This window comes from Mycoplasma elephantis ATCC 51980 (genome assembly GCF_000687815.1).
In the GTDB taxonomy this organism is placed as follows: Bacteria; Bacillota_I; Bacilli_A; order Mycoplasmatales; family Metamycoplasmataceae; genus Mycoplasma_H; species Mycoplasma_H elephantis.
The window spans coordinates 19,634-44,553 of record NZ_JHXU01000001.1 but is presented as its reverse complement, the minus strand read 5'-3'; the positions used below and the strand labels follow the sequence as shown (position 1 = coordinate 44,553).

At 25.4% G+C, this 24,920-nt stretch carries 24 protein-coding genes; 12 read left to right on the top strand and 12 right to left on the bottom strand.

The window, feature by feature from the left end; translation table 4 throughout:
* Nucleotides 1-2,178 carry a PhnE/PtxC family ABC transporter permease gene (locus T380_RS03730; RefSeq protein WP_051599915.1) on the top strand — a complete coding sequence of 726 codons (2,178 nt, stop codon included), beginning with the start codon at nt 1-3 and terminating at the stop codon, nt 2,176-2,178.
* The gene (locus tag T380_RS0100210) at nt 2,162-3,082 is read left to right on the top strand and encodes a DHH family phosphoesterase (RefSeq protein WP_027333961.1); all 921 of its coding nucleotides are present in this window, start codon (nt 2,162-2,164) and stop codon (nt 3,080-3,082) included. The genes T380_RS03730 and T380_RS0100210 overlap by 17 nt, the downstream gene beginning before the upstream one ends.
* A gap of 211 nt (nt 3,083-3,293) precedes the next feature.
* Here the strand turns inward: T380_RS0100210 and T380_RS0100205 are convergent, their stop codons facing one another.
* On the bottom strand, nt 3,294-5,228 hold the full coding sequence (locus T380_RS0100205) for a transketolase family protein (protein WP_027333960.1): 1,935 nt from the start codon (nt 5,226-5,228) through the stop codon (nt 3,294-3,296).
* 103 nt (nt 5,229-5,331) lie between these two features.
* Here T380_RS0100205 and T380_RS0100200 point away from each other — a divergent pair, with 103 nt between their 5' ends.
* The 7 genes from T380_RS0100200 (at nt 5,332) to T380_RS0100170 (ending at nt 10,202) form a co-directional block, all read left to right on the top strand.
* Nucleotides 5,332-5,985 (top strand): beta/alpha barrel domain-containing protein, encoded by a 654-nt coding sequence (locus tag T380_RS0100200; RefSeq protein ID WP_027333959.1) that lies wholly within the window; start codon nt 5,332-5,334, stop codon nt 5,983-5,985.
* A gap of 112 nt (nt 5,986-6,097) precedes the next feature.
* Nucleotides 6,098-6,796, top strand: a complete 699-nt coding sequence (locus tag T380_RS0100195; protein ID WP_027333958.1) for a hypothetical protein — start codon at nt 6,098-6,100, stop codon at nt 6,794-6,796.
* The gene (locus T380_RS0100190) at nt 6,796-7,491 is read left to right on the top strand and encodes a hypothetical protein (protein ID WP_027333957.1); all 696 of its coding nucleotides are present in this window, start codon (nt 6,796-6,798) and stop codon (nt 7,489-7,491) included. The genes T380_RS0100195 and T380_RS0100190 overlap by 1 nt, the downstream gene beginning before the upstream one ends.
* Nucleotides 7,484-7,801: a hypothetical protein gene (locus T380_RS0100185; RefSeq protein WP_027333956.1), complete on the top strand. Its 318-nt coding sequence runs from the start codon at nt 7,484-7,486 to the stop codon at nt 7,799-7,801. The genes T380_RS0100190 and T380_RS0100185 overlap by 8 nt, the downstream gene beginning before the upstream one ends.
* A gap of 9 nt (nt 7,802-7,810) precedes the next feature.
* The gene (locus T380_RS0100180) at nt 7,811-8,263 is read left to right on the top strand and encodes a PTS sugar transporter subunit IIA (RefSeq protein ID WP_027333955.1); all 453 of its coding nucleotides are present in this window, start codon (nt 7,811-7,813) and stop codon (nt 8,261-8,263) included.
* Nucleotides 8,263-8,538, top strand: a complete 276-nt coding sequence (locus T380_RS0100175; protein ID WP_027333954.1) for a PTS sugar transporter subunit IIB — start codon at nt 8,263-8,265, stop codon at nt 8,536-8,538. Before T380_RS0100180 ends, T380_RS0100175 begins: the two co-directional genes overlap by 1 nt.
* 104 nt (nt 8,539-8,642) lie before the next feature.
* A complete protein-coding gene (locus tag T380_RS0100170) occupies nt 8,643-10,202 on the top strand; it encodes a PTS sugar transporter subunit IIC (protein WP_027333953.1) in 1,560 nt (519 codons plus the stop codon).
* A gap of 37 nt (nt 10,203-10,239) precedes the next feature.
* Here the strand turns inward: T380_RS0100170 and T380_RS04175 are convergent, their stop codons facing one another.
* The 6 genes from T380_RS04175 to ychF are packed head-to-tail and all read right to left on the bottom strand — an operon-like array spanning nt 10,240 to nt 15,433.
* Nucleotides 10,240-11,928: a S41 family peptidase gene (locus T380_RS04175; RefSeq protein ID WP_051599900.1), complete on the bottom strand. Its 1,689-nt coding sequence runs from the start codon at nt 11,926-11,928 to the stop codon at nt 10,240-10,242.
* A 10-nt stretch (nt 11,929-11,938) separates the two neighbouring features.
* Nucleotides 11,939-12,418 carry a nucleoside 2-deoxyribosyltransferase gene (locus T380_RS0100160; protein ID WP_027333952.1) on the bottom strand — a complete coding sequence of 160 codons (480 nt, stop codon included), beginning with the start codon at nt 12,416-12,418 and terminating at the stop codon, nt 11,939-11,941.
* A gap of 42 nt (nt 12,419-12,460) precedes the next feature.
* Nucleotides 12,461-13,396 carry a tRNA (adenosine(37)-N6)-threonylcarbamoyltransferase complex transferase subunit TsaD gene (tsaD, locus tag T380_RS0100155; RefSeq protein ID WP_027333951.1) on the bottom strand — a complete coding sequence of 312 codons (936 nt, stop codon included), beginning with the start codon at nt 13,394-13,396 and terminating at the stop codon, nt 12,461-12,463.
* A complete protein-coding gene (locus T380_RS0100150) occupies nt 13,396-13,935 on the bottom strand; it encodes a hypothetical protein (RefSeq protein ID WP_027333950.1) in 540 nt (179 codons plus the stop codon). Before T380_RS0100150 ends, tsaD begins: the two co-directional genes overlap by 1 nt.
* A 9-nt stretch (nt 13,936-13,944) precedes the next feature.
* Nucleotides 13,945-14,337: a tRNA (adenosine(37)-N6)-threonylcarbamoyltransferase complex ATPase subunit type 1 TsaE gene (tsaE, locus tag T380_RS0100145; RefSeq protein ID WP_036436609.1), complete on the bottom strand. Its 393-nt coding sequence runs from the start codon at nt 14,335-14,337 to the stop codon at nt 13,945-13,947.
* A 1-nt stretch (nt 14,338) separates the two neighbouring features.
* Nucleotides 14,339-15,433 (bottom strand): redox-regulated ATPase YchF, encoded by a 1,095-nt coding sequence (gene ychF / locus T380_RS0100140; protein WP_027333948.1) that lies wholly within the window; start codon nt 15,431-15,433, stop codon nt 14,339-14,341.
* A gap of 64 nt (nt 15,434-15,497) precedes the next feature.
* On the opposite strand from ychF, the gene T380_RS0100135 reads away from it, so the two are divergent.
* Both T380_RS0100135 and T380_RS0100130 read left to right on the top strand, forming a co-directional pair.
* Nucleotides 15,498-16,370, top strand: a complete 873-nt coding sequence (locus T380_RS0100135; RefSeq protein ID WP_027333947.1) for an MAGa7180 family putative nuclease — start codon at nt 15,498-15,500, stop codon at nt 16,368-16,370.
* Nucleotides 16,351-18,249 (top strand): UU173 family protein, encoded by a 1,899-nt coding sequence (locus T380_RS0100130; RefSeq protein ID WP_027333946.1) that lies wholly within the window; start codon nt 16,351-16,353, stop codon nt 18,247-18,249. Before T380_RS0100135 ends, T380_RS0100130 begins: the two co-directional genes overlap by 20 nt.
* Nucleotides 18,250-18,271: 22 nt before the next feature.
* Here T380_RS0100130 and T380_RS0100125 read toward each other — a convergent pair whose 3' ends face one another.
* The 5 genes from T380_RS0100125 to T380_RS04170 all read right to left on the bottom strand — a co-directional run bounded on the left by T380_RS0100125 (nt 18,272) and on the right by T380_RS04170 (nt 24,034).
* Nucleotides 18,272-19,693 carry an alpha-amylase family glycosyl hydrolase gene (locus T380_RS0100125; protein ID WP_156930176.1) on the bottom strand — a complete coding sequence of 474 codons (1,422 nt, stop codon included), beginning with the start codon at nt 19,691-19,693 and terminating at the stop codon, nt 18,272-18,274.
* A complete protein-coding gene (holA, locus tag T380_RS0100120; protein ID WP_027333944.1) occupies nt 19,693-20,649 on the bottom strand; it encodes a DNA polymerase III subunit delta in 957 nt (318 codons plus the stop codon). The genes T380_RS0100125 and holA overlap by 1 nt, the downstream gene beginning before the upstream one ends.
* A 27-nt stretch (nt 20,650-20,676) precedes the next feature.
* Nucleotides 20,677-22,470 carry a translation elongation factor 4 gene (gene lepA, locus T380_RS0100115; protein WP_027333943.1) on the bottom strand — a complete coding sequence of 598 codons (1,794 nt, stop codon included), beginning with the start codon at nt 22,468-22,470 and terminating at the stop codon, nt 20,677-20,679.
* Between the two features lie 104 nt (nt 22,471-22,574).
* On the bottom strand, nt 22,575-23,288 hold the full coding sequence (gene plsY / locus T380_RS03720; RefSeq protein WP_051599897.1) for a glycerol-3-phosphate 1-O-acyltransferase PlsY: 714 nt from the start codon (nt 23,286-23,288) through the stop codon (nt 22,575-22,577).
* Nucleotides 23,279-24,034, bottom strand: a complete 756-nt coding sequence (locus T380_RS04170) for a type I phosphomannose isomerase catalytic subunit (RefSeq protein ID WP_051599895.1) — start codon at nt 24,032-24,034, stop codon at nt 23,279-23,281. The genes plsY and T380_RS04170 overlap by 10 nt, the downstream gene beginning before the upstream one ends.
* A gap of 40 nt (nt 24,035-24,074) precedes the next feature.
* On the opposite strand from T380_RS04170, the gene T380_RS0100100 reads away from it, so the two are divergent.
* Nucleotides 24,075-24,914: a Cof-type HAD-IIB family hydrolase gene (locus tag T380_RS0100100; RefSeq protein WP_036436587.1), complete on the top strand. Its 840-nt coding sequence runs from the start codon at nt 24,075-24,077 to the stop codon at nt 24,912-24,914.
* Nucleotides 24,915-24,920 lie beyond the last annotated feature (6 nt).

The window sequence follows — 24,920 nt, the reverse complement described above, 5'->3', positions numbered from 1 at the left end:
ATGAATAAACAAAAGAAAAGAAGTCTTAGATATTACTTTGAAAGATTTATAGATTTTTTTAATCCAAAATTTATAGATATTAATGGTCAAAAAGTAACTAAAAAATTTCCATGATTGTTAATTTTTTCTTGAATAATAGGATCGGCTTTATTAATATATTTAATAAATAAAGTACATCCGGATTTTTCCTATGCATATAAAATGTTTGGACAATTGTATCATTTTACCGAATTTAACAAGACAATTTATATTGGAAATGGTGATACAACTCCATTAGATACTTTTGTACTAAGTCTTGAGCTATTATGGGAAACAATTGCTTATTCTGTGTTAGGTACTTTATTAGGAATTATTATTTCAGTACCTCTTGCTTTATTTAGTTCTAAAAATTTTATTAAATCACCATTTATTTATTATCCTACAAGAATTTTCATGTCATTTGTAAGAGCAATTCCGCCAATTGTTTTTGCGTTTCTTATATTTCAATTAGTTAGCCCATCATTGGCGGCGTCTTTATCTATAGCTATATTTGTTTCAACACTAATGACAAAATGGCTATATGAAGATCTAGATACTTATGATGTATCTACATATTACGGAATGCTTTCTATAGGTAATACTAGATTTCAAGCATTTAAAAAATCAATTCTTCCCTATTTAATGAAAAGAATTGTAACTTATGGTTTATACACTTTTGAAATGGTTGTTCGTTTTGCTGCAATTCTAGAAGTTGTAGGTATTGAAACTATTGGTTCATTAATGAATGATAAATATGCGGTTCCAAACCATTGATCTCATTTATCTATAGTTTTATGAATTCTTGTTGCATTTATGATTATTCTTGAAGTATTTAATTATTTAATTAAAAAATATCTTTTAGAATATACGCCAAAACATCCAAATATTGATAGTTCATTAGAATTAAAAGATCAAATTGATAGTCTTAAAAAACAAAAACCTAAAATATTTTATGCTTATTTAACATTAATTATTTTGTTAGCAATTTTAACAATTGCAACATTATTTGAAGTTGAGTGGAAAATTGCAAATGATATAAAATTAAGAAATTTTGGGAATGGACTTAGAAAATTATTTAACCCAGATTGAACATTATTTAATAATTGAGATTCAGGTAATAATCCAATTAATTTAGGGTTGGATGCTTTAGTTGTAGCTGTTGTTTCATCTGTGCTTGGTTTATTGTTTGCCTTAATATTAGGAATATTGGCGGCAAGAAAAATATCTGGGCATTTCTCATTAATTTTCAAATTTATAATTATAGTTATAAGGGCAATCCCTCCATTTACTTTAGCATTATTATTTTTGGTTATGTATCATTATTCATTATTATTTGTTGGGGTATTGGCATTAGGAATTCACTCTATAGGTATGCTTGGTAAATTAGTTACAGAGTCTATTGAGAGAATAGATAATGAAGTATTTGTCTCTCTAGATTCTGTTGGTGCAAATTGATTTCATAAAATTAAATACGTTGTTATTAAAGAAATTATGCCTCAAACATTATCAAACTTCCTATATAGAATAGAAATTAATTTTAAGACAACGGTTGTTATTGGCGCTGTTGGAGCATCTCCATTTGGACAACAAATTTCTATTTATTCCGCAGATACAAATAATTGAGATAGACTATCATCATATTTAATTGTTACTATTGTATTATTATTGATAATTGAGCAAATTTCAAACATTTTAAGAAAAAAATTAATTAAGGGTTACTTCTTCGAAAAGAACTTTATAATAAAACGTAATCTTAGACATTCTCAACTTCTAAAATCACTCTCTATCTCATATATAACAAATGTTGAATATAACAATAAATTATCAAATGCTCAATTTAATATTGCTAAAAACAAAAAAGATAATTTATTAACATTAAATAAAGAATATGCAAACAAAAATGAATATTTATGTGATTTAAAAAACAAGAAAAAAGAAAATATATTAATAAGAAAAACTTATAAAGAATATAAAAAAGAATTTCAAAAAATGAAGAAAAAGGTTTTTATGGATATTTTTACAAATACCAATAAACCTAAATGACAAATTTTGGCTAGATATAAAATAGCTATTAAATCATTAAAAACATACGTTTCAAAATATTTCTCAAAAGGTATCCACAAACCTATGGATAGGCAATGAAATGCTTGATGACTATAAAAAGTTATGAAAAATAATTGCTAATCATTCTTATATTACAATATGTACTCATATTGAACCAGACGGAGACACTTTAGGTTCTGCTGTTGCTTTAAAAGAATTGATTAGGATTAATTGTCCAAAAGTAAAAGAAGTTAAAATATCTGGTGGCGATTATCCAAGAAATTTATTGTTTTTAATTGATGAACCAATAAACTTGGTTGAAAATGAATATTTTAATAAATCATTAAAAATAGTAGTTGATACATCAACTAAATCAAGGATTTATGATTCTAGAGTAATACCAGAACAATCTTTAAAAATTGATCATCATCCTCATGAAAATAAATGATTATTTGAAATAGGTGGAGATAATTGACCAGCAACAGGTGAATTACTTACATTAATAATAAAAGCACTAAAGTTAAAAACTAATGGAAAAGTTTTGAATGGATTAGCTGTTGCCATAATAACTGATACAGAGTTTTTTATGGAACGTAATATAAATCAAGAAACTTTTAAATGTATGGGTTTTTTAATGGAGAAAGGTCTAAATTATTCACAATTAATAAAAAATATGAAGTTGAATAATTTAGAAAATAAACTTATATTTGATACTATAAAAGATAAACAGGAATATGAAGGTATATCATATGTTATTTCTGATAGTGTTATAACAAACGATATTGTTAGACCGTTAGTAATGAAGTTTGTTGATTCAACAACAAGCGAAGTTGCAATAGCTTTCTTAAAAAAAGATGATGGTAAGTATAGGGGGGAAATAAGATCAAAAACACATTTTGATGTTTCTCAAGTAGCTAGAAAATTTGGAGGCGGAGGTCATCATAACTCATCAGGTTTTATAATAGATAACATAAATGATGTTCAAAAGGTTTTGGATTATACAAAATCAGTTCTAATTTAATCATTGTTTAAAAAATTTTAATAGATCTATCATGACATATAAATTTGTTATTTAAAATAATCAACCAATAAAGGTTGATTATTTTATTAATTAATTTTTATAAAAATAACTTAACTTGTGTTATTTTATTTTTAATTTAATTACAATAATTTATAAATTTGTTTATATTTTGTTGAATTTGCTTTCAAAATTAATATTTTTGTAATCAAATTTATTTTTTAGAAAGAAAGTTTTTAACTAATTTTAGAAGGTTTTCAGTGTTAAAACCTTTTAATGAATAAACTTTACCGCCATCTTCTGAATGTCCATATGTAGTTGCTAGGAATGCATCTATTTTATTATATTTTGACAATTTATATCACATGCAATCACTTGTTGCTTCAATTGCAAACATAGGTTTTTTATCAAGTTTTAATTCTTTAATCAATTTTTCATTATCAACAAGGTCTTGAAGTAGTGGAACTGATATTACTTGCGCTTTTATATTTTCTTTCTCTAAAACATTAGCTAATTCTACTGCTAGAGATACTTCTGAACCTGTTGCAAGAAGAGAAATATCAAATTTAGGATTTGATTTTACTACATATGCTGATTTAAATTCTTTAATTAAATTAAATGACTTAATTCCTTGACGACAAGCAATAATTGCATATTTTTCTTTATCTTGATTTAACGCTTGATTAAATGCTAATTTCATTTCTGTTTCATCACATGGACGAATAACTTTTACGTTTGCCATTGCTCTAAGCATAGGTATTTGATCAAATGGTTGGTGTGTTGGTCCATCTCCACCAACTTGATATGAATCATGTGTGTAAATATGAACACTAGGTATTTCCATTAAAGCACCAAGTCTAACTGCGGCTTTTGCATAATCGGCAAATGCAAGAAATGTAGAATCTATTGTTTTTAGATTAGAGTGTAAATATATACCATTATTAATAGCGGTCATTGCATGTTCTCTAATACCATATTTTATATATTTGCCACCATTATTTAATGTGTTTGCGAATTTAATTTTAGTTGCTGAAGCTAAATCTGCGCTACCCCCAATAACATAAGGAGATTTTTCTAGTTCATTCATTATTGGTGTAAAGTAGTTTCTTGTTGCAACATTTGATTCTTTAAATTCTATTTTTGATAAATCAAATTTGTATGATTTATTTTTTAAAGTGTTTAAAAATTCTCATTCCTCTGGATATTTGTTTTTAAATTCTTTAAATAATTTTTGTCATTCATCATAAATCTTGTCTTTTTTTACTCAATGACTTTGTGCGTGAGTATATACGTCTTTATCATATTCGAAAGGAATTTTGTTATTTAATCCTATTTTTTCCTTAAAAGCAATTGTTTTTTCGGGATCTAATACACCATTGTGTCCAGCGGATGTATTTTCAACAGGAGTATTGGCTGCAATAACTGTATGTATTTGAACATATGAAGGTTTTGTTGCTTTTCTTGCTTTTTTAAGAGTTGATTCAATATTTTCTACTGTAGGTTCTGTAACAACAAATGTTTCAAAGTTTTGTGCTTTAAAGTAAGAAATAAAATCTGTATTATTAACCTCTTTTGCTCTTGAATCAATTTGAACATCATTAAAATCATGTATTAAAATTAGTTTACCAAGATTCATTGTGCCAGCTAATTGTATTGCTTCAAGAGCAACCCCTTCTTGAACACACCCATCACCGTGTAAAACATAAATATCATGATCAATAATATTAAAGTTTGGTTTGTTTACGCGATTTTGTAAGTATTTTTGACTAATCGCCATACCAACACCCATCGCAATACCTTGTCCTAAAGGACCGGTTGATGCATCAATGTAATCTTGTGAATCAATTTCTGGGTGGCTTGGAGTTTTAGAATGTAATTTTTTGTGATTTTTGATATCTTCTACATTTAAAAGACCTAAGTAGTTCATAATTGAATACATTGCCATTGATCCATGTCCAGCGCTTAATACAAAACGATCTCTGTTTATTCACTTAGGATCATTTTTATTAATTTCTAATAATTTTGTAAAAATTGTGTATGTAATTGGAGCAGCACCTATTGCCATACCAATATGTCCTTGCCCTGCTTTATTTATTGCATCTAATGCAATACCTTGCATAGAAGCAATTGTTTTTTTATCTAAGTTCATTTTTTCCTCTTTCTTTATACAATTATAGAAATTATACATTTATAAAAATATATTATTAATACTAAAATTAAAAATATAATTTATAAATTAAAGAAAGGAAAAAATGAAATATTCTCAAAGTATATGTGCTTTAAATTCATATGAATCATTAAAAGATTTAGATTATTTATATCAAAATGGGTTTGAAAATTTTCATCTTGATTTTATGGATTTTCATTATGTAAATAGTTTTGGATTAAAATTAGATGATGTTATTTGATTAAGAAATAGATATCAAAAAGCAATTTTTGAAGCTCATTGTATGTGTAAATATTCTGATGCTTTAATTCAAAAATTAGTAGAAATTAAAATAAACAAAATCTCTTTACCTTCTAGTGAGTTCTCTGTAGAAAATATATTGAAAATTAAAAAAGAATATCCGAACACAAAATTCGGAATAATGATCGAATCAAAAGATAAAATTGAAGACATAAAAGATCAAATTAAAATGCTAGATTATGTTGTGCTAATGACAATAGATATTATTGGTGGTGTTGGTCAAAAATTGAACCCTATTTTGTTTGAAAAAATCCCAAAAATAAAAAAAATAAATAAAAATATTGAAATTATTTCGGATGGTGGTTTAAGATCAGAAAATGTTTTAGAGTTTAAAAGATGAGGAGTTGATATTGCTGTTGGTGGTTCAATATTAAGAAATTACATAAAAGAATACAATAACTTTAATGATTTTTGAGAAAAATACGTATTAATTAAATAATGTGGATTTATTTTCATATTATTTTTCTTTTTAAGTGTTTTTAGATTTTTATATATATAATTTTAAATATCAAATAATAAAGAGTAACATAGTTTACTTATAAATTTAAATTATGAGTGGAAAAAATACAGAAAAATTGGGATATTCTTGAACCGAACCTAATATACTTAATGTTTCTTTTTGAACATTAAGTGCGTTATTAATTCTTATTCTTATAGGGGTTATAATTTGAAGAATACTTATCTATTTTTGACCATCCTTGGATACTAAAAAAGGTCGCGAGAAAAAACAAGTAGGGTCAATTAATAATGATTTAAATAAATTTGTAAAAACAATTATCCTAAAGAAAGAATCACGTTTATTTTATAATGTTTTGCTTAAGAATAAGTTTGCTAAATTTAATTATTCATTAATTCCAATTTTAATTATTCATAATAATCATATATTTTTAATTTCAAATTTGGTACGTAATTATAAAGGTCAAAATTTAATATATGAGGATGGAGTTTTAAAACTTATTAATTCTAAGAAAAGTAATAAAATTGACGATGTAAAACTAGAATGATATGAAGATATTTGTAAACTTTTAGTTAGTAAATATGAAATTGAAAATAAACAAATTACAAAAATAATTCTAACTTTAAACGAACAAACGCAAACAGTTATTAATGATTACAATGTTGTTTCCACTTATAATTTAGTTCCATTTTTGGAAGAGAATGAAGTTGACAAAATTGATGATAGTAAAGTAGATAAAATTATTCAAAAATTATTATCAAACAACCTTATAAAGATGAAAGTGAGCAAATAATGATTGACTTTACATATTCTGATTTTTATATAGGTTTTGCAATAATTGTTTTTAGTTTTATTATTAGTGCATTTTACAATTACATCGTAATATTTAATATTACTCATGAACAAAAACAAGAAAGTTTAAAAAACAAGGACCATATATTATTTGAAGCTAAAACATTAATTGGGAAATATGGTTTATCATCATCATTTAAGAGAGAGAATTTAAGTTTTGTTTTACCATACAATTTAAAAAAGTCGATTGTGAAATTTAATGCTGATGTTTTCTTAAATACAAATATTTATAATTCGGTAAATTCAATTTACACTACATTTATGTTTATAGATGATAAAATAAGTAAAAGTAATAGCGTTTATAAATTTAATAAAATATTTTCTTTTACAAATTTATTTATATGAATAATAGAGGTTACATTTTTAGCAATGTCTTGATGAGAATTAGGTCTAATTATTTTATTAACTCGACTTTTATTAATTGTTGTTAAATTTATCATAAATTTACCAAAAATCAACAAAAACATTGATATTTCATTCAAATATTTAAAAACGGATAATAAAGAAATTGATGCAAAAATTTTAAAAATATTAAAATTAAAAAGGTGGTTGATTTTTGATGAATTGTTAAATCACTATTCAAAAACAATATTTGAATTAGCGATTTCTTTTAAAAAATGAGGAAGAGATGAGTAACGATAAATTTAATAGAGAACACGCAATTCAATTATTGGTAAGTGTGTATGATGAAGAATATGAAAAAATGAATTTATTATCTGATGAAGAGCTAAAAGAATTAAGTATAGAACATCAGAAAAAAGATATACAAATTAAAAGGAATCCAAATAATTTCTTTTATATAAAAGGAATGCCTCTTCCTAAAGAATATAATCCAAAAACTTCAACTAGAGGAGGGTGAATTCTATTTATATCTATAATCATTGTTATTATTGGTGCAACACTTACTTTTTTACTTTTAGCTTTTAAAAGTCAAGGAATGATATAAAGGAGGAATATGAAATTATTTGACACAAAAATGATAGAGTACAGGACAGATTTGGATAACTGAAAAGATGTTGTTCATGCTGGTGTTGATATTCTTGTAAAACACAAATATGCTAAAAAAGAACTAGCTGATGCAGTCTTTGAATCAACAAAACAATATGGGGCATATTATGTTCTAGAAAGAGGATTAGCATTAGTTCATGCAAAGCCTGGTCCTTATGCTTTAAAACCAGGAACAAGTACACTTTTGCTTGACAAATATGTTAAGTTTAATAATCAAGATGATAAAGAAGCAAAAATTATTATTACTTTATCAGCAATTGATAGTACCAGCCACATTAGTATTATTCAAGAATTTGGTGAATATTTTACAGATGAAAACTTTAAAAAACAAGCACTTGAATGTGATTCTGTTAAAAAATTCATTGAATTATTAGATAATTATAAAAAAGGAGGTAAATAATGAATATAAAAACAGTTTGTGGATCAGGTTTAGGATCTTCACTACTTGTAGAAATGAATGTAAAGAGTGTTTTAGATAAATTAGGAGTTCAATATGACTCATGTGAAGACACAAATATTTCAAGCTTTTCTGCTCACGGTGTTGATTTAATTGTTGTAGGAGCTGATATTGCTGAGGCATTAGAATTTCCTGAAGAACACAAAATTGTTCTTAAGAACATTTTATCTAAAGTTGAACTAGAAGAAAAATTAAGAAAATATTTCAAAATAAATTAATTACTAGTTAAAAAAATTTAAATTATTTGTATTTTTCTATTGGTACAAAGATTTGTGAAAGCTTAATTTAAATTTTATAAATAGAAAGAGAAAGAAAGGAAAAGATGTGATTCTTAGAATTTATTAAAGCTTTTGTTGGTGTTCCAGCATTCTTAGTTGGTATCTTTACTTTACTAGGTGCATTAGTACAACGTAAAAAAGCTTCCCAAACAACTTTATCTGTGTTTAAAGTTATTATCGGGTTTTTAATTTTAGGTGGCGGATCTGGTGTTATTGTTGGGTCAATTAGTGCTTTTCAACCAGTATTTATGGCAACATATGGATTATCTGGTGTTATTCCTAACAATGATGCGCTTGCTGGTGCAATGACAGGTGCATTACCAACAATCGTTACTCTAGGTAGTTTAATCATGATTATCGGTATGATTCTTAATATGATTCTTGCCGCATTCTCAAGATTAAAATATGTTTATTTATCAGGACACGTTTTATACTATACATCATTAATGATTTCTATGGTATTTTACGCAATGGGTTTTGATTTGAGAAACAATGCAGGTAATTTTGCGGCAGCTCTTATATCAGGTAGTGCTTTAATAGCAGCATACATGGTTATAGCCCCTGCAACACAACAAAGATACATGAAAATGATCTTAGGTACAGACGAAATTGGGTTAGGACACACAGGAGGATTCGGATATGCTCTTAGTGGTTTGATTGGTGAAGGTATTCACAAACTAACGAAAGGAAAAATTGCTTCAACCGAAGAAATTAAATTCCCTAAAGGTTTATATTTCTTAAGAAATACAATAATCTCATTAACAATTTCAATTTTTATTTTCTATGCAGTAGCATTCATACCTGGTGGTGTTTTATATGAAATTGGTAAAATAACAAAAGCCAATAAAGATACTGAAGGTGCGTATACAATTCTTAGCAAAGGAAATTGAGTTGTAACATTATTAGTACAATCATTTACATTTACAGCCGGAGTAGAAATTATGCTTTCTGGTGTAAGATTGTTTGTTGGTGAATTAGTTCCTATGTTTAAAGGAATTAGTGACAAATTAATCAAAAACTCTAAAGCAGCAGTTGACTGTCCAGTTGTATTCCCATATGCGCCAGTTGCAGTATTGATTGGGTTTATTTCATCATTCGTAGCAGGTATAGTAGGAATGGGTATTACAATCGGTCTTTATTCAGGGGGATTAATTGCCGTAGTTATTTTACCAGGACTTGTTCCTCACTTCTTCTTAGGAGCAACAGCAGGTGTGTTTGGTAATGTTCGTGGTGGTTGACTTGGCGCTATTGTTGGTCCATTTGTTGGTGGTATTATAATTACATTTGTGCCAGCAGCATTTATATGAGGTGGATGGGTACCATATTCAAGTGATGCCCTTAAACAAATTCTTGAAAGTTCAACAAATGAAGAAGCTAAAAAAGCTTTAGACACACTTAATACCTTAAACTGAGGAGACACTGATTACATTATTGGTGCAATACCAGGATTGTTTGGTAAAATCCCAACTGTTGGTAAATGAGTTGGATTTGGTGTTCCAATCGCCATTTATCTTGGAATTCTTTTTGATGGAATTATCAGTTTCTTTATTAAAAGATCAAGACCATCAAACAAAGAAGTTAACGAAGTTAAAGCAGAAGCTTAATTCTAACAAAAAAAACGGCTTTTGCCGTTTTTTTTATTTATTGAATTTGTTCATAAATTTTTTCATCATTATAAAAATAATCTAAAGGTATTTTGATATCTGGCTCTATTCCATTTTCAACTTCAATATAATTATTACCATCTTTAATAACTAATAGATTATTCGAGCTTGTTTGAAATGATGTTCCATCATCTAAAACAATAGGTATAACTGAACACATACCACCACCTGAACGTTGACCTATTATTTTTGCGCATTTATATTTTTTAGAAAGAAATGCAAATAAATTAGCTGCACTAAATGTATTATTGCTTGTTAAAACATATCATTGGTATTTTGTGTAAGCATCATTATCATCATAATTATTATCATTATTTACATCTACTCTTAGTGCATTAGATGTAATTGAATTATCAATTGAGTTTTTAAATAATATATCTATATTATCATTTGTAAGAAATCCTAAAGCTTTACCCATGGCAGCTATACTGCCGCCACCATTAAGGGATAAATCAATTACTATTTTTTTAACACCTTCAATTTTTGGATTTATAGATAATGGGTCTACCATATATTCATATTTATTAATTTTTTTCATAGCTTCAGTCATAAGGGCAAAAGTATCATTGGAAGGTGTAGAGTTATTTTTGTTACCAACATCAAAACTATTAAATGTTATAATAGCCATATCTTTATAAAATCTAACATAATCTTTACTTATATTTTTTTGATTTTTCTGTAGGATTTCACGGGTTTTCTTGAAGTTTTTTAATTTATCGCTATTTATATTATAAGAATTCAATGTATTATTATAATGATTATAAAATGATGTCATATGTATTGATGTATGTAATTCATTTAATTTTCCATATAAAAGATCTATATATGCTTGAGTAAATTCATTTGGGTTATTTGATAATAACGTATTTATTTCATTTTCACTAAAAAGAGACCCAAAATTATTTATAGATTTATTGTTTTTTAAACCATAAAAATAATCCATAGTAAATAAAAGATGTTTAATTGTGTCTTGTCGTTGTTCTTTAGTTGGTTTAGTATTATTTAAAGAATTTTTTTTAATATTCTCTATACCCGCCATATTTTCATTTAAAAGAAAATATGTTCCATATACATTATCACCTGTAAAATATAGGTTATAATAATTTGGACTACAAAATAATGTATTAAATACAGCTAATGGCATAAGTATTTTTTCATTTTTGTAAAAAATGTCGATACCATATTTTTTAAGATCAAAAACAATACCATCATTATTAGGGTTTTCTATTTTGTTATCCAATCATTCAATATTACTATCAAAATCTTTTGTTTGAGATGAATTAGTAAAGTTAAAAACACCTTCATTACTTACTCAAATAGTATCATTGATTCAATCTAAAATAAGCTTACAGTTATTTGCATATAATACAAATTTATTTGTGAAAAAACGCTTTCTATATAAAACTGAATTAAGGTTAAATAATCCATCCAAGTCATTTATAATTTCTGTTAAATTTACATATTTTGTTTTTTTATTATTTATTTCATAGAGGTTTATGAAATTAGTTGGAATTGTATAATCATTAGCTAAATTGTGAAATAGATATTTATCTTTTTTAATAGTAATATCATCTTCTTTATGAAATAAAGAAGTACAAGATAAACTAATTGTGCTAAAAGATAAAACAAAAGCGCTTGTTAAAGTTAAAACTTTATTTAGTTTCATTAAGGCCTTTTTAAAGCGAATTTAATCTATTTAATAATTTATCAATGCTATCAAAAATGTCTCCATTTTCTTTAATGGCTCCAATTACAAATAAATTAAAATACATAAATTGAGATTCTGCAACTTGGGTTTTCATGATTTCTAATTTTGGTTCATTATTCTTTAAATAACCAGTTTTTCTCGAGTCAGTAATTAAACCAAAAATAGGTTTTTTGCATTGCGCAAATATTCCTATTTCTGCAGCAACACCAGGATCTATAACTTGACCATCTAATACAGCAACTAGAATATCGCACTTATCCAATTCATTTTTGTCAGCTCTATAGATATCTTTTGAATCTGCCGATTTTGACTTATCATTTATACTTAAGTTTTCTTGTGGGGCATAAACGTTAAATTTATTTAGATCCCTAATTTTTTTAACTAACATTTCATTAAAATAATATTCAGCATTAGAAAATAAAGCATTAGCAAAATAAATTCTTTTCATAATTATTCCTTTCTATCTATTATAAAAAAATTATAAATGATACTAGAATAATTTATTTTCATTAAGCAATTTTTCATAACAACATTGTGCAATCATGGCACCATTATCTTGACAATATTTTTTATTAGGTATAAGAGCATTTTTGTGTAATGATAAAAATTTATCTCTTAATAAAGTATTAGAGCTGACCCCTCCGCATAATATTATGGATTCGGGGTTATATTTCGAAATTGCTAATTGCATTTTATCAATAACATAATTAATTGACGTTTCCATAAAAGAGGATGCTATAATTTCAACATCTATATTATTATTTTTATTATAGTAATTAACAACTTGAGTTTTTATTCCGCTAAATGAAAAATCAAACCTATTTTGTGTTTTTGGTTTTGTAAATTTAATTAATTTGCAAGGCATTTTTTTGTTATAAATATTATTTATAATTGGCCCTCCCGGAAAACCTAAATTACATTTTGAAGATATTTTATCAAATGCTTCACCGATAGCATCGTCTTGAGTTTCGCCAATTACTATATAATCAAGTGGCTTATTTGCAAGTATTATTTCGCTATGTCCCCCCGATAAAACCAGTGCTAATGCGGGATATTTAATTTTTCGTTCTTCAATATTAACAGAATAAAAATGACCTAACATATGATTTATCGGAATAACGGGAATATTTAAAGCAATTCCTAAACCTTCTGCAAAAAGTCTTCCTACTTGAAGTGAACCAATTAAACCCGGTTCATTAGTATAAGAAATATAATTTAAGTCTTTTAACATTTGATTACTTTTTAATAAATTAAAAATAATTTGAATATTTTTAGTATGTTCTCTTGATGCTATCTCTGGAATTGTTCCACCAAATTCTTTAAAAATATCAATTTGTGAAAGTGTAATCATATTAATTATTTTATTATCTTCTCAAAGAGCAACGGATGTATCATCATGACTTGTTTCTATCCCTAATATTCTCATTATTTTTTAACTCCTATTTGTGGGCTTTTTAAGTAAAGAGGATCAATAATTTCATCGGATTTAATTTCTTTAAAAAATTGCTTCAATTTACTAAAATTATTTTCTATATTATCGTATTTTATATAGTTTATAACTACGTCATTTTTTTTGGGAATTATTGTTATTGTTTTTAAATCAGTATTAAATTCAAATAAGTCAAATTTACTTGCTTCTAAATATAAGTTCTTTTGATTTGAAAATGGTGCTATTAGATTAAAAGAATTACAAATATAAATTTTTTTATTATTGGTGCCAGCAATAGTTTTAAAAAAAATTAACGCCGTCCTGCTGCCCGTAAATGATCCTGGTCCAATATTAATGTAAAATTTATTTATTTGGTTAATGTTAATTTTCTGATTGCTTAACAAAATTTTGAATTCATTAATTAATGGTTCAATTTTTTTAATCAAGTTTTTAATATGAATTTTAGCCAATAATTTATCGTGATCAAAAATTCCTACATATAAATCTTTATTAGATGTATCCGCAAAAAGTTCCATTGTATCCTTCTAATATACTAAATATTTTCTTTCATTTAAGTTTTTGGTATATTTAATTTTAATTATTAATCTATTTTTATATTTATCATAATTTAATAAATTTGCTCATTCAACAATTACTAATTTATCTTCAATAAAATCTTCAAAATCATCTATGCTTCCATTTAAGTTATAGGCATCAATATGAATAAATTTATCATAAATATTTATGTAATTAAAAGATGGGGATTTAATATTTTTTTGTTCATTTAATATTTTTCCAATGAGCTTAACAAGCGTAGTTTTACCCGCCCCTAATTCTCCCATTAAAAAGATAAATTGAGTATTTTTTATTGAATTTTCAAGAAAATTCACAAATTCTTGGTTTTTAATTAGAGGTAATTTAACAACAAATTCTGTCATATTATTTTCCAAATCTAAAATGACAAATATCGCCATCGTTCATTATGTAATTTTTTCCTTCAAGTCTTAATTTTCCCGCATTTTTTACACCTAATTCACCATTATATTTAATATAATCATCATAAGATATTACTTCTGCCTTGATAAATTTGTTTTGAAAATCAGAATGAATTATACCAGCACATTCGGGGGCAAGCATTCCATTTTTATAAACTCATGCCTTGACTTCCATTTTACCAGCGGTAAAATATGTTTTTAAATCTAATAAATCAAATGTTGCTCTTGCTAACTTATCTAAACTTGTATCTTGTAGATTATATAATGCCATAAATTCTTCTTTTTCATCATCATCAACTTGTGAAATTTCGTTCTCTGTCAAAATACACATAGGAAGAACAGGTTTATCTTTTACAAAGTTCTTTAATGCTTCCACAAAACTATTTTTATAATGTAAATCAAGTGATTTAACATCAATATTTGCAACATAAATAGTGGGTTTAGATGTTAAAAATTGATATTTTTTAAGTATGGTTTTATTTTCCATAAGCTCTTTATCGTCAAAAATTAAAACACCATTTTCAAGATTCTTTTTAATTTTTAACAATATTTCATATTCCTCTATTGCCTCTTTGTCACCGGATTTTGCCTTTTTAAGAAACTTGGGAATTATATTTTCTAACATGTTTAAATCAGATAAAATTAATTCTTCATTTATGGTTTGGACATCATATACGGGGTCAATTTTATTATTTACATGGAGAATATTTTTATTTTCAAAACATCTTACAACATGGACTATTGCATCAACCTCTTTTATATTGCTTAAAAACTTATTTCCTAAACCTTCTCCTTTACTAGCGCCTTTTACAAGTCCGGCTATATCTACAAAATCAAAAGTTGCATAAACAATTTTGTCTGGATTAACAATTTTTGCCAAATTATCTAAACGCGAATCTTTTAATAGAATTGTACTTATATTTGGTTCTATAGTTGTAAAGGCATAATTGCTTGATTCAACCATTTTTTTTGTTAATGCATTAAAAAGACAGCTTTTGCCCACATTTGGCAACCCTACTATTCCAGCTTTTAAACTCATAATACCTCCAAATAAATACAATAATATGATTAATGTACTTAATAATAATATATATTTATATTATATGAAAAGATATTTTTATAAAAATAAAGACTATATTATTGACTACGAGAAAAAAGTAGTTATTATTAATAAGGAATTACATAACAAACTTTTAAAAAATGAATGTGTTTATCCAAATACAAGCCTAAAATTTGGATATAAAAAAATTGGTGGTTCTTCTTTAGGTAATATTTTAAAAGCCACTTCATTTAGTTCGGATTTTAATGCGTTTTGTAATTATGCTTATTTAGCACCAAAACCATTAGTATTAAAATATATTAATGCCGGTATTGCAGTAGAGCCAAAGGTAATTGAATTATTAGGGAAAGAATTAAATAAAAATAGAGATTTAGATAAAAAATTAGATGTTGTAGGTATTTCTGCTAAAGATTATAATTTTAATTATTTTAAAAATTTTGACGATTTAGTTAACGGGGTACCCGATGGTTTTATTACGCTTCCTGATAAAACAAAAATTTTACTAGAAATAAAAACTGCTGGTAAAAAGAAGTATAACGAATGATGCAGTAATGTGCCCAGAAATTATATAAAACAAGCACAATTATACTCGTATATATTAGGGTTAGAAAAGTTTTGAATAGTTACTTCATTTTTAGAAGAATCAGATTATGAAAAACCAGAAGAGATAGATGTAAGTAAAAGAATTCTTAAGAACTTCCCTTTTAAAGTTAATAACGCGGAAGCTCAAGATGACCTTAATTATGCAAAAGAATGGTATAAAAAATACATTTATAATGGTATTTCTCCCGAATTTAATAGAATAAAAGATGGAGAACTTTTAGAATATTTAGAGTGTGAAAATGAAGAACAATGGCAACAATTAATTGATAAATGGAAAAGGGAAGGTAAGTGCGATGAAAAATTTGAAGGATAAAAAAATTGATTTTAAATTATTTTATAATTCATTAACCCGCTCAAAAGGTTTGTGGTTTGATGATGATGAAGATGAGGAAGAAAACATTGATGAAGATTTTTTTAGGATAGAAAATCCTGATGATACAGTTCAAGAAGAAGCTAATTCATATGTAAAATCTCCAATTTCTGTTTTTGAAGATTATAAAAAATCTAGAGATATCTTTTTTGAAAAAAGTCAAAAAAACAATAACATTAAATGGATAAGTGCAAAAAAACTTGAAGATAAAATTAAAGAAACATCAAGTTTAATTTACTCAAACGAAAATATAACAATAGTAAACGGAGCATGTGAATATAATGGTGCTATAGCATCTTTTTATGCCCTAGATACAAAAGAAGGTATATTGTATGTCGATTCATTTAGTGTTACACCTATTGTAAAAGATATTGCAAAAGCTTATTTTGTATATAATGTTGTAAAAAAAAACTATAACAAAATTTTTTCAATTAAATTCATATGCAGAAGTGAAGAAGAAACTTATGAACCCAAGAAATTTTATTTTAAATTTACAGAGTATGCAGAATGTAAAAAAGGTAAGACAAAAGAAAATTCTGTTATTGTTAAAAAAATAGGACTGACAAATTTTGCAAACTTAAATCTTCAATTAAATAATCAAGATGAACAAGAGGCAAAATTAATTAACATGATTGACAAAAATCAATTTTATAAGTTTGGATATGATAATAAAAACAATAAAGTAAAATTAATAGCAAATACTGATTGTTTTTTTAATGAGTCTTTTGATGCTCAATTATCATATATAAAGAGCAATATTGATTTTAAATTTAATATAACAGATTATAAGGATAAATATATATCGATATATGACGAAAATAAAGGTGTGTGAGGAGATAATAAGAATTTTAATAAATTATTTGAAACGTACTTTCCTGAGTTAAATGGGTTGCATGGGAATTATGTTGCGAAAAAATCTTTATTGTCTGATTATTCAAAAGGAGAAGAAGCAGAATCAATAAAAAAAGCCAAAAAATTTTTAAGTATAAAAGATGAATATATTATTCCTAATGTAGAAAAAATTGAGGAAGAGATTAGAAAAATAGATTCTAAAAAAATAGTTTGGTATGACTATGAATCTATTTCGCTTCCATATGCGATAATTAAGAATACGACGCCATATCAACAGATTATTTTTCAAGTTTCAATTATAAAAACAAATAATAATAAACAAACAAAATGTTATGACTTAGTTTATGATCCAAAAACATTAACGCCAATGGATTTTGTTGATAATTTTTATCATTTATATGAAAAAAATGCTGATTATTATATTGTATTTAATAAAAATTTTGAGAATATAAGAAATAAAGAAATGATAAAAATTATTGAAAAGTCATTTAATGAAGATAAAGATTTTGCTAACAATGTGCTAAAGAAATATAATTTAAATTTTGATAATTTAAAAAGCATGCAAGAAGAGATAAATAATAAAACCTATGATTTAGCTGATTTTTTCAATTATAAAAAAGGAGAAGAAAAATCATATCAAAATGAGTATAAAATACCAAGATTATACATACCAAGCTTAAAACTTTATTATTCTATTAAGAAGGTTGAAAAATTTGTTTCTGCAAAACCTCAAATAAATTTAGAAAACAAAATAAAAAAATATGATACATTAAATATAAAAAATGGTTTGTATGCACAGGAAGCCGGAATAAGAAGGTTTTTGGGCGAATGTAAAGATAATGAGTGAAAAGTAATTGAAGAGGATCTTAAAGAGTATTGTCATAATGATGTAATGGCAATGTTGATGGCATTTGATTTGGTTAAATATTTTTACAATAAAGAAAAACAAAAAAATATAAAAAATCAGTAAAAATATTGATTTTTTATTGATTCTATCAATTAAACTCATCCTTAAAATAAGGATTATCAATTATTAAAATTGCTTCATAAGGATTTACAAAATTTTTGTCTTTTATCAAATTTCTATCAAAATTATAGTTGCTAAAAATAATACTTTCTGTTTGAAATCTTTTAATATTTCGTTTTACTTGACTAAAATTAGCGTAAAGCGTTAGTGAATAGTCTAATGAAATAAATTTTATTTTTAATAGATTTAAAAATGAAGATATTTTTATATTACAATTTTTAATTAATTTTATAAAATTGTCAGAGTTAGTGAAAGATATTAATTTTTTATAAAAATGTAATGTAGAATTAGGTTCGTTTCTTTGTATTTTATAATTATTTAATTTATAGTTTTCGTCATATATGCCACAAATAGTATTTGACTCACTAAAGCCGGCATTTATATTACTATTTCACGTGAATATTAATTTATCATTCTTCTTTTTAAAAAAATCTTTTAAAAATGTCTCAACAGAAAATTCTGAAGCGGAAGGGTTAAAAATATTTAAGCCAATTTCATCTCCAAAATATATAAATTGTTTACTTTTTGCTAATAATATTATTGATAATAATAATTTAGATATTTCTGTGTTTAAATAATAGTTATTAAAAATTTTGTTTATAGTTCGAACATTATTTATATATGTTAGATTTACTATCAAATCATTTTTTAAAATCATTTTAATTTTTTTTGAAAAATTATTACAATTCAAATTATCTATTTCACTAACAAGTATTTCATCAAAAACCATGTTTTTTAGATATTTTATTTTCTTTATGTTTTTTAGAGATGTTTCAAAAATAACATTGTATTCATTATTTAAGGTCTTAATATTCGAATATGTTTTTTTAAAAAAATTGAGTCATAATTCATTTTTAAGATCTATTTCATTTGCTATATTTTTAAATACAAAACCTTTAATTCCAAGTTTAAGAAAATAATTGAAAATATCAAACAATTTTTCTTCTTGCTCTTTTAGGTGTGAGTTTAAATTTAAAATATATGTATTATCTGAAATATAAAAAGTTTCAGTTTTATCCATGTTCTCGTTTTCTTTTGAAATCAAATTTTCTTTATTGGTTTTTTGATAATCTTTTAAGTTTTTAAATCAAATAATTATTTCATTGATTTTTAACAAGTCAATTTCAATTAATGGGGACAATTCATTTTTATCTAAAATATATATCATATTTTTAAAATCATCAAATGAACCAAATTTATTCTCATTAAAAACGATTTCTTCAGGAAAACTAGATTTGTATATCTCTAATGGGTTGGGTAAAATAATATAATTTAAATCCAACTTGTTTATAACATTTATTTTTTGAATTATTCCATTGTAATTACCAAATCCAGTATTACCACTATCAAAAAATAATGATGGTTCAATTTTATAATATCTCTGCATTATTCATAAACTATATCCATATATTTTATAAGGAAATAATCAAACCACCTTTCTTTTCCTATATTTGTTGTTCTAGAGTTTATTTCTATGTTACCAAGTTCTTTTATAATATTATTTATTTTTTTTATACCATAAGAACTAACAATTTTATTAGCCACAAAAACACGATAAGGATGTATTTGTAATGCTTCTTGAATTTGATTTTCATTAAAACCAGCTTTAATAAAACAATAATATTGACTAGCTAATGTAAAAAAACTTGAAATTATTTTTACAAGCTTTGACGTATCCCCTTCAATTTCAATTGTTTTTTTACATTCGCTAACAAAATTTACCACATCTTTATTTTCTAAAAAATTTTGAATTGAGTAAGGATTTTTATTTAAGTATGAAGGAAAATCAATTTCTGGATCAATCCGAATCTCTTTATTTCTATCCATTAATTTATTTATTTCTTTAGATAAAATAAGTAGATCATGAGGGAGATAATTTAATAATATATCTATATTTTTATCACTAATTTTTCCATTTTTTTGTTCAACAAAATTTTTGATTCATTGTGCTAAAAAATTATCGTTAAGAGATTTAATTAAAAGAACATTAGCCTTTTCTTTTAAAAAATCAATTAGAATATTTGATTCTGGTAGCTTCATACTATTAATAATAAAAATAATATGAGTAGCTTTTCTATTTTTTAAAAGTTCAATTATTTTGTTTAGTTTATCAACATTTTTTGAATTATTTGTCAAAAAACTTAAATTGTTGCAAACAAATATTCGATGTTCAATAAAGATTGGATTATTTTCTAATTGAAATAAAAAATCATCTTCATTGATTTCTTGGTTAAATTTTAAAATATCAACCGAACTATCGTCAAATTTTTTATTATATTCTTCAATAATACTATTAACCTTTGTTTCAATTAAATATTTATCTTCACCATATATTAAATACATAACATTATTATATTTAATAAATATAAATTATTTTTTAACATTAGTTTTTAAAATACTAATAAAGGCTTCTTGAGGTACTTCAACATTTCCGAATTGCTTCATTCTTTTTTTGCCGGCTTTTTGTTTTTTTAATAATTTTTGTCTTCTTGTAACGTCACCACCATACAATTTTGCTGTAACATCTTTTCTATATGCTTTAATGGTTTCTCTAGCAATAACTTTACCTCCAATAGCTGCTTGAACCGGAATTTCAAAAGATTGTCTTGGAATAACCTCTTTTAGTTTTTCAACTAAATCTCTAGATCTTGCATAAGCATGGTCTTTGTGACAAATTATTGAAAATGCATCAATTTTGTCTCTATTTAACATAATATCTACTTTTACAAGATCGCTTGGTCTTTCATCAATAAGATCATATTCAAAAGAGGCATATCCCTTTGAAATAGATTTTAATTTATCAAAGAAATCGAAAATTATTTCCGATAATGGTAATTCATATATAAGTTTTCTTCTGTCTCCATCTAAAAATTGAATATCTATATAAATACCTCTTTTAGTTTGGCATAAATCCATTACAGCACCAATAAATTTATCTGGAAGTAAAATAGTGGCTTTTATATAAGGTTCTGTAACTTCTTTTATAAATGTTTTGTCTGGAAGTAGTGCCGGATTTGATATTTTTTTGATTTCTCCATTAGTTAAATAAACAGTATACTCCACACTAGGTGAGGTAGCTATAACACCAATGTTATATTCTCGATCCAATCTCTCTTGCAATATTTCCATATGTAAAAGACCCAAAAATCCAACCCTAAATCCAAAACCAAGTGCTTTTGTTGATTCTTGTTCTCATGTTAATGAAGAATCAGATAACGAAATTTTTTCAAGACTTTCTTTTAAATCATCATAGTCTAAAGTATCAATTGGATAAAAACCGCTATATACAACAGGTTTCATTTTTTTATAACCAGGCAAAGCGACCGGGGTAGGGTTTTCAAATGTTGTAATCGTGTCTCCAACAGATACTTCTTTCGCATCTCTTATATTTGCGGCTACTCAACCAACTTCTCCGGCAACAAGCATTTCTTTTTTAATTTCATTAGGGTTTTTAACCCCTAATTCGGAAACATGAAATTCTTTATTGTTAGACATAAATTTTATTTTTTCATTTTGCCTTAATACACCATCAAAAATTCTAATTAGTAAAACAACACCCCTATATGGATCGAAATATGAATCAAAAATTAAAGCTTTTAATGGTTTATCATCATTAGCGTCTTTGGGAGCGGGAATATAATTAATAATTGCATCAAGCACTTTTTCGCAATTTAAACCTGTTTTAGCAGAAATTTCCACAGCGTTGTCTGTCGGGATGCCGACTATATCTTCTATTTCTTTTTTTACATATTCAGGGTTTGCGCTAGGCAAATCTATTTTATTTATAATAGGAATAATTTCTAAATTATTATCCATAGCCAAATAAACATTAGCTAAAGTTTGTGCTTCAATTCCTTGTGTTGCATCCACAACAAGGAGAGCGCCTTCACTTGCGGCCAAAGAACGTGAAACTTCATAAGTAAAATCAACGTGTCCGGGAGTATCTATAAGATGAAAAACATAATCTTTATATTTTATTTGAGCAGCATTTAATTTAATTGTTATTCCTCTTTCGCGTTCAAGGTCCATGGTGTCCATTGTTTGTTCTTTAATATCTCGCGAAGTAAGAGTGTTTGTTAATTCTAAAATACGGTCAGCTAATGTTGACTTTCCGTGATCAATATGTGCTATTATTGAAAAATTTCGTATTTTAGACTTATCCATATACGTATTATTATAAACAAGTTTGTTATAAAATAATAATACATTTAATATACTTTTTCTAATTATTTTAAAAACAACTTTATAAAAAAATGAACAAAAATTGTTTATTTTTGTTCATTTTCTACAATTTTATATTTATTTTTAAATGAGTTTTCCTTACCTTTAAATAAACGGATAATATTTTGTCTATGAGCATATAAAACAAGTAAATATGTTATGCAACAAATAATTCCTATTAGTCAATATTTTTCATTCACACTTCGATTTAACTCGCTTAAAATTGATCCTGTCGCAATTCAAGGTATAAATGCGCAACCAGTTAAAATTAATGTGGAAATTAGAGTGGCAACTGAAACAATTTTTGTTAAAAAGGCAATCGATAGAAATAGTATGACCCCAGCTATAAATAAAATAATATTAATTGATGAAATTAATCCTGCAAAACAAGCCGCACCTTTACCACCCTTAAATCCATGGTATAAAGGGAATATGTGACCAATAATAACCGCCAAACCAATAGATTGTGGAATAATATAATTTTTATAAAATATATTACTTGATTGTGGTTCGATATATTTTGCAAGTAATCCTATAAGCAAAATAGGTATTAAACATTTGAAAAAATCAAATAAAAAAATTAAAAAACCAATTTTTTTTCCATAAACTCTTAGAGCATTTGTGGCCCCAGCATTTCCTGAACCCATGCTTCTTATATCTCTATTTTGTTTTGTTTTTGATATTAAAATGGAAATATTTAATGACCCAATAAAATAACCGATAAAAATTAAAGATAAATTGTATAAAATCATTAATCACATTTTTCTTCCTTAACTATTCAAACATTTTTTATATTAATTATTTCATTTGGTTCAAATAAGAAAGTCTGATAATCATCTTTTTTTATAACTCATGTATAAGTGTTAAATGAAATATCTTCTTTTTTTGTATCAATGATGGAATAATTTGTTAAATTATATATTTTAGTATCGCCATTTTGCTTTTGTAAATCAGACTTTTCGAATTTTAACGAAATAAGTGACTTTTCTAAATGTAACTCTCTAAAAGTCCCATCTTTTTGTTTTCGGTGGTAGTCATAAAGTCTATATGTAACATCACTAGGTTGTTGTACTTCTAAAACTTCAATAAAATCATCTTTATTGTAACCTATTCCATGTATAAGGCCAGCAGGTACATTATAGAATTCATTAATTTCTGGATCTATAATATTTAAATACTTTTCTAAACAATTATTTATTACGGCATTCTTAATTATTTTTTTGTCTATAGTTTTAGACCCTCAAATAATTTTTGCATTTTTACTTTTTTTAATTAAAATTCATGCTTCATTTTTACCATTTGATTGGTTTTCTAGCTTTTTTGCCAATGTATCATCAGGATGAACTTGTATACTTAAAGGTTGATTTGCAGAGATTATTTTTATTAATGGTCCAAAGCTATTCTTTTCTTTATTCTCAAAAGTTGTTTCAAAATTTTTTAAAGGAGAGTGTAGTCATATTTCTTTGCCTCATAATTTTTCATGAACAACAGGTACTATTTTTTTCATAATTATTAATATTTTATAATATATTAACTATAATATATCCATGAATGTAATTTTTTCTGATATAGATGGCACAATTTATGGCCATGGCAAAGATATGACTACTAAAACAAAAGAAAAAATATTATCATTAAAAAAACTTGGTGTAGATTTTGTAATAAATACAGGAAATGCTAATTATCCTAAACATCTAAAATTGGGCGAAGACTTAAATGCAACTTATGCAGTTCTTAGTTGTGGTGCGGGAATATGAGATATTAAACAAAAAAAATATATAAAAACATACCCTTTTGATACAAAAATAGCTAAAAAAATTATGGATATAGCGATTAAAAATGGATGTGGATTGTATTATTTTGGAGAACACAAACAATATTTATTTAATACATCAAATGATTATAATGAATTTATTTTTAAACATGCTGGTACAAGAGATTTTATTAATACGGGAGAAATTCCGGATGATTTAATAAAAATGGAAGTATGTTTTAGTTCCCTTCTTGAAATAAATCCTTTACATGGTGAAATTCCTAATATAAAAAAATGTTACAATGAACTTGTTGCCAACGGAATAGATAAAGAAGTTCATATTATGTATATGAATGGAACTCATATGGAAATTGTGGCAAATGGTGTTTCTAAGGGAGAAGGTATTAAATGACTTTGTGAAAATATATATAAAATAGATCCTAAAGAAGTAATGGCGATAGGTGATAGTGCTAATGATATATCAATGTTGGAATATGCCGGATATAGTTATGCAATGGATAACTCACCAAAAAATGTTAAAGATGCCGCAAAATATCATACTTGTGATGTAAATCAAGAAGGTTTATATATGGCTATTGTAGATTATTTACATCGTAAAAAAATAGAAATATAAAAATCG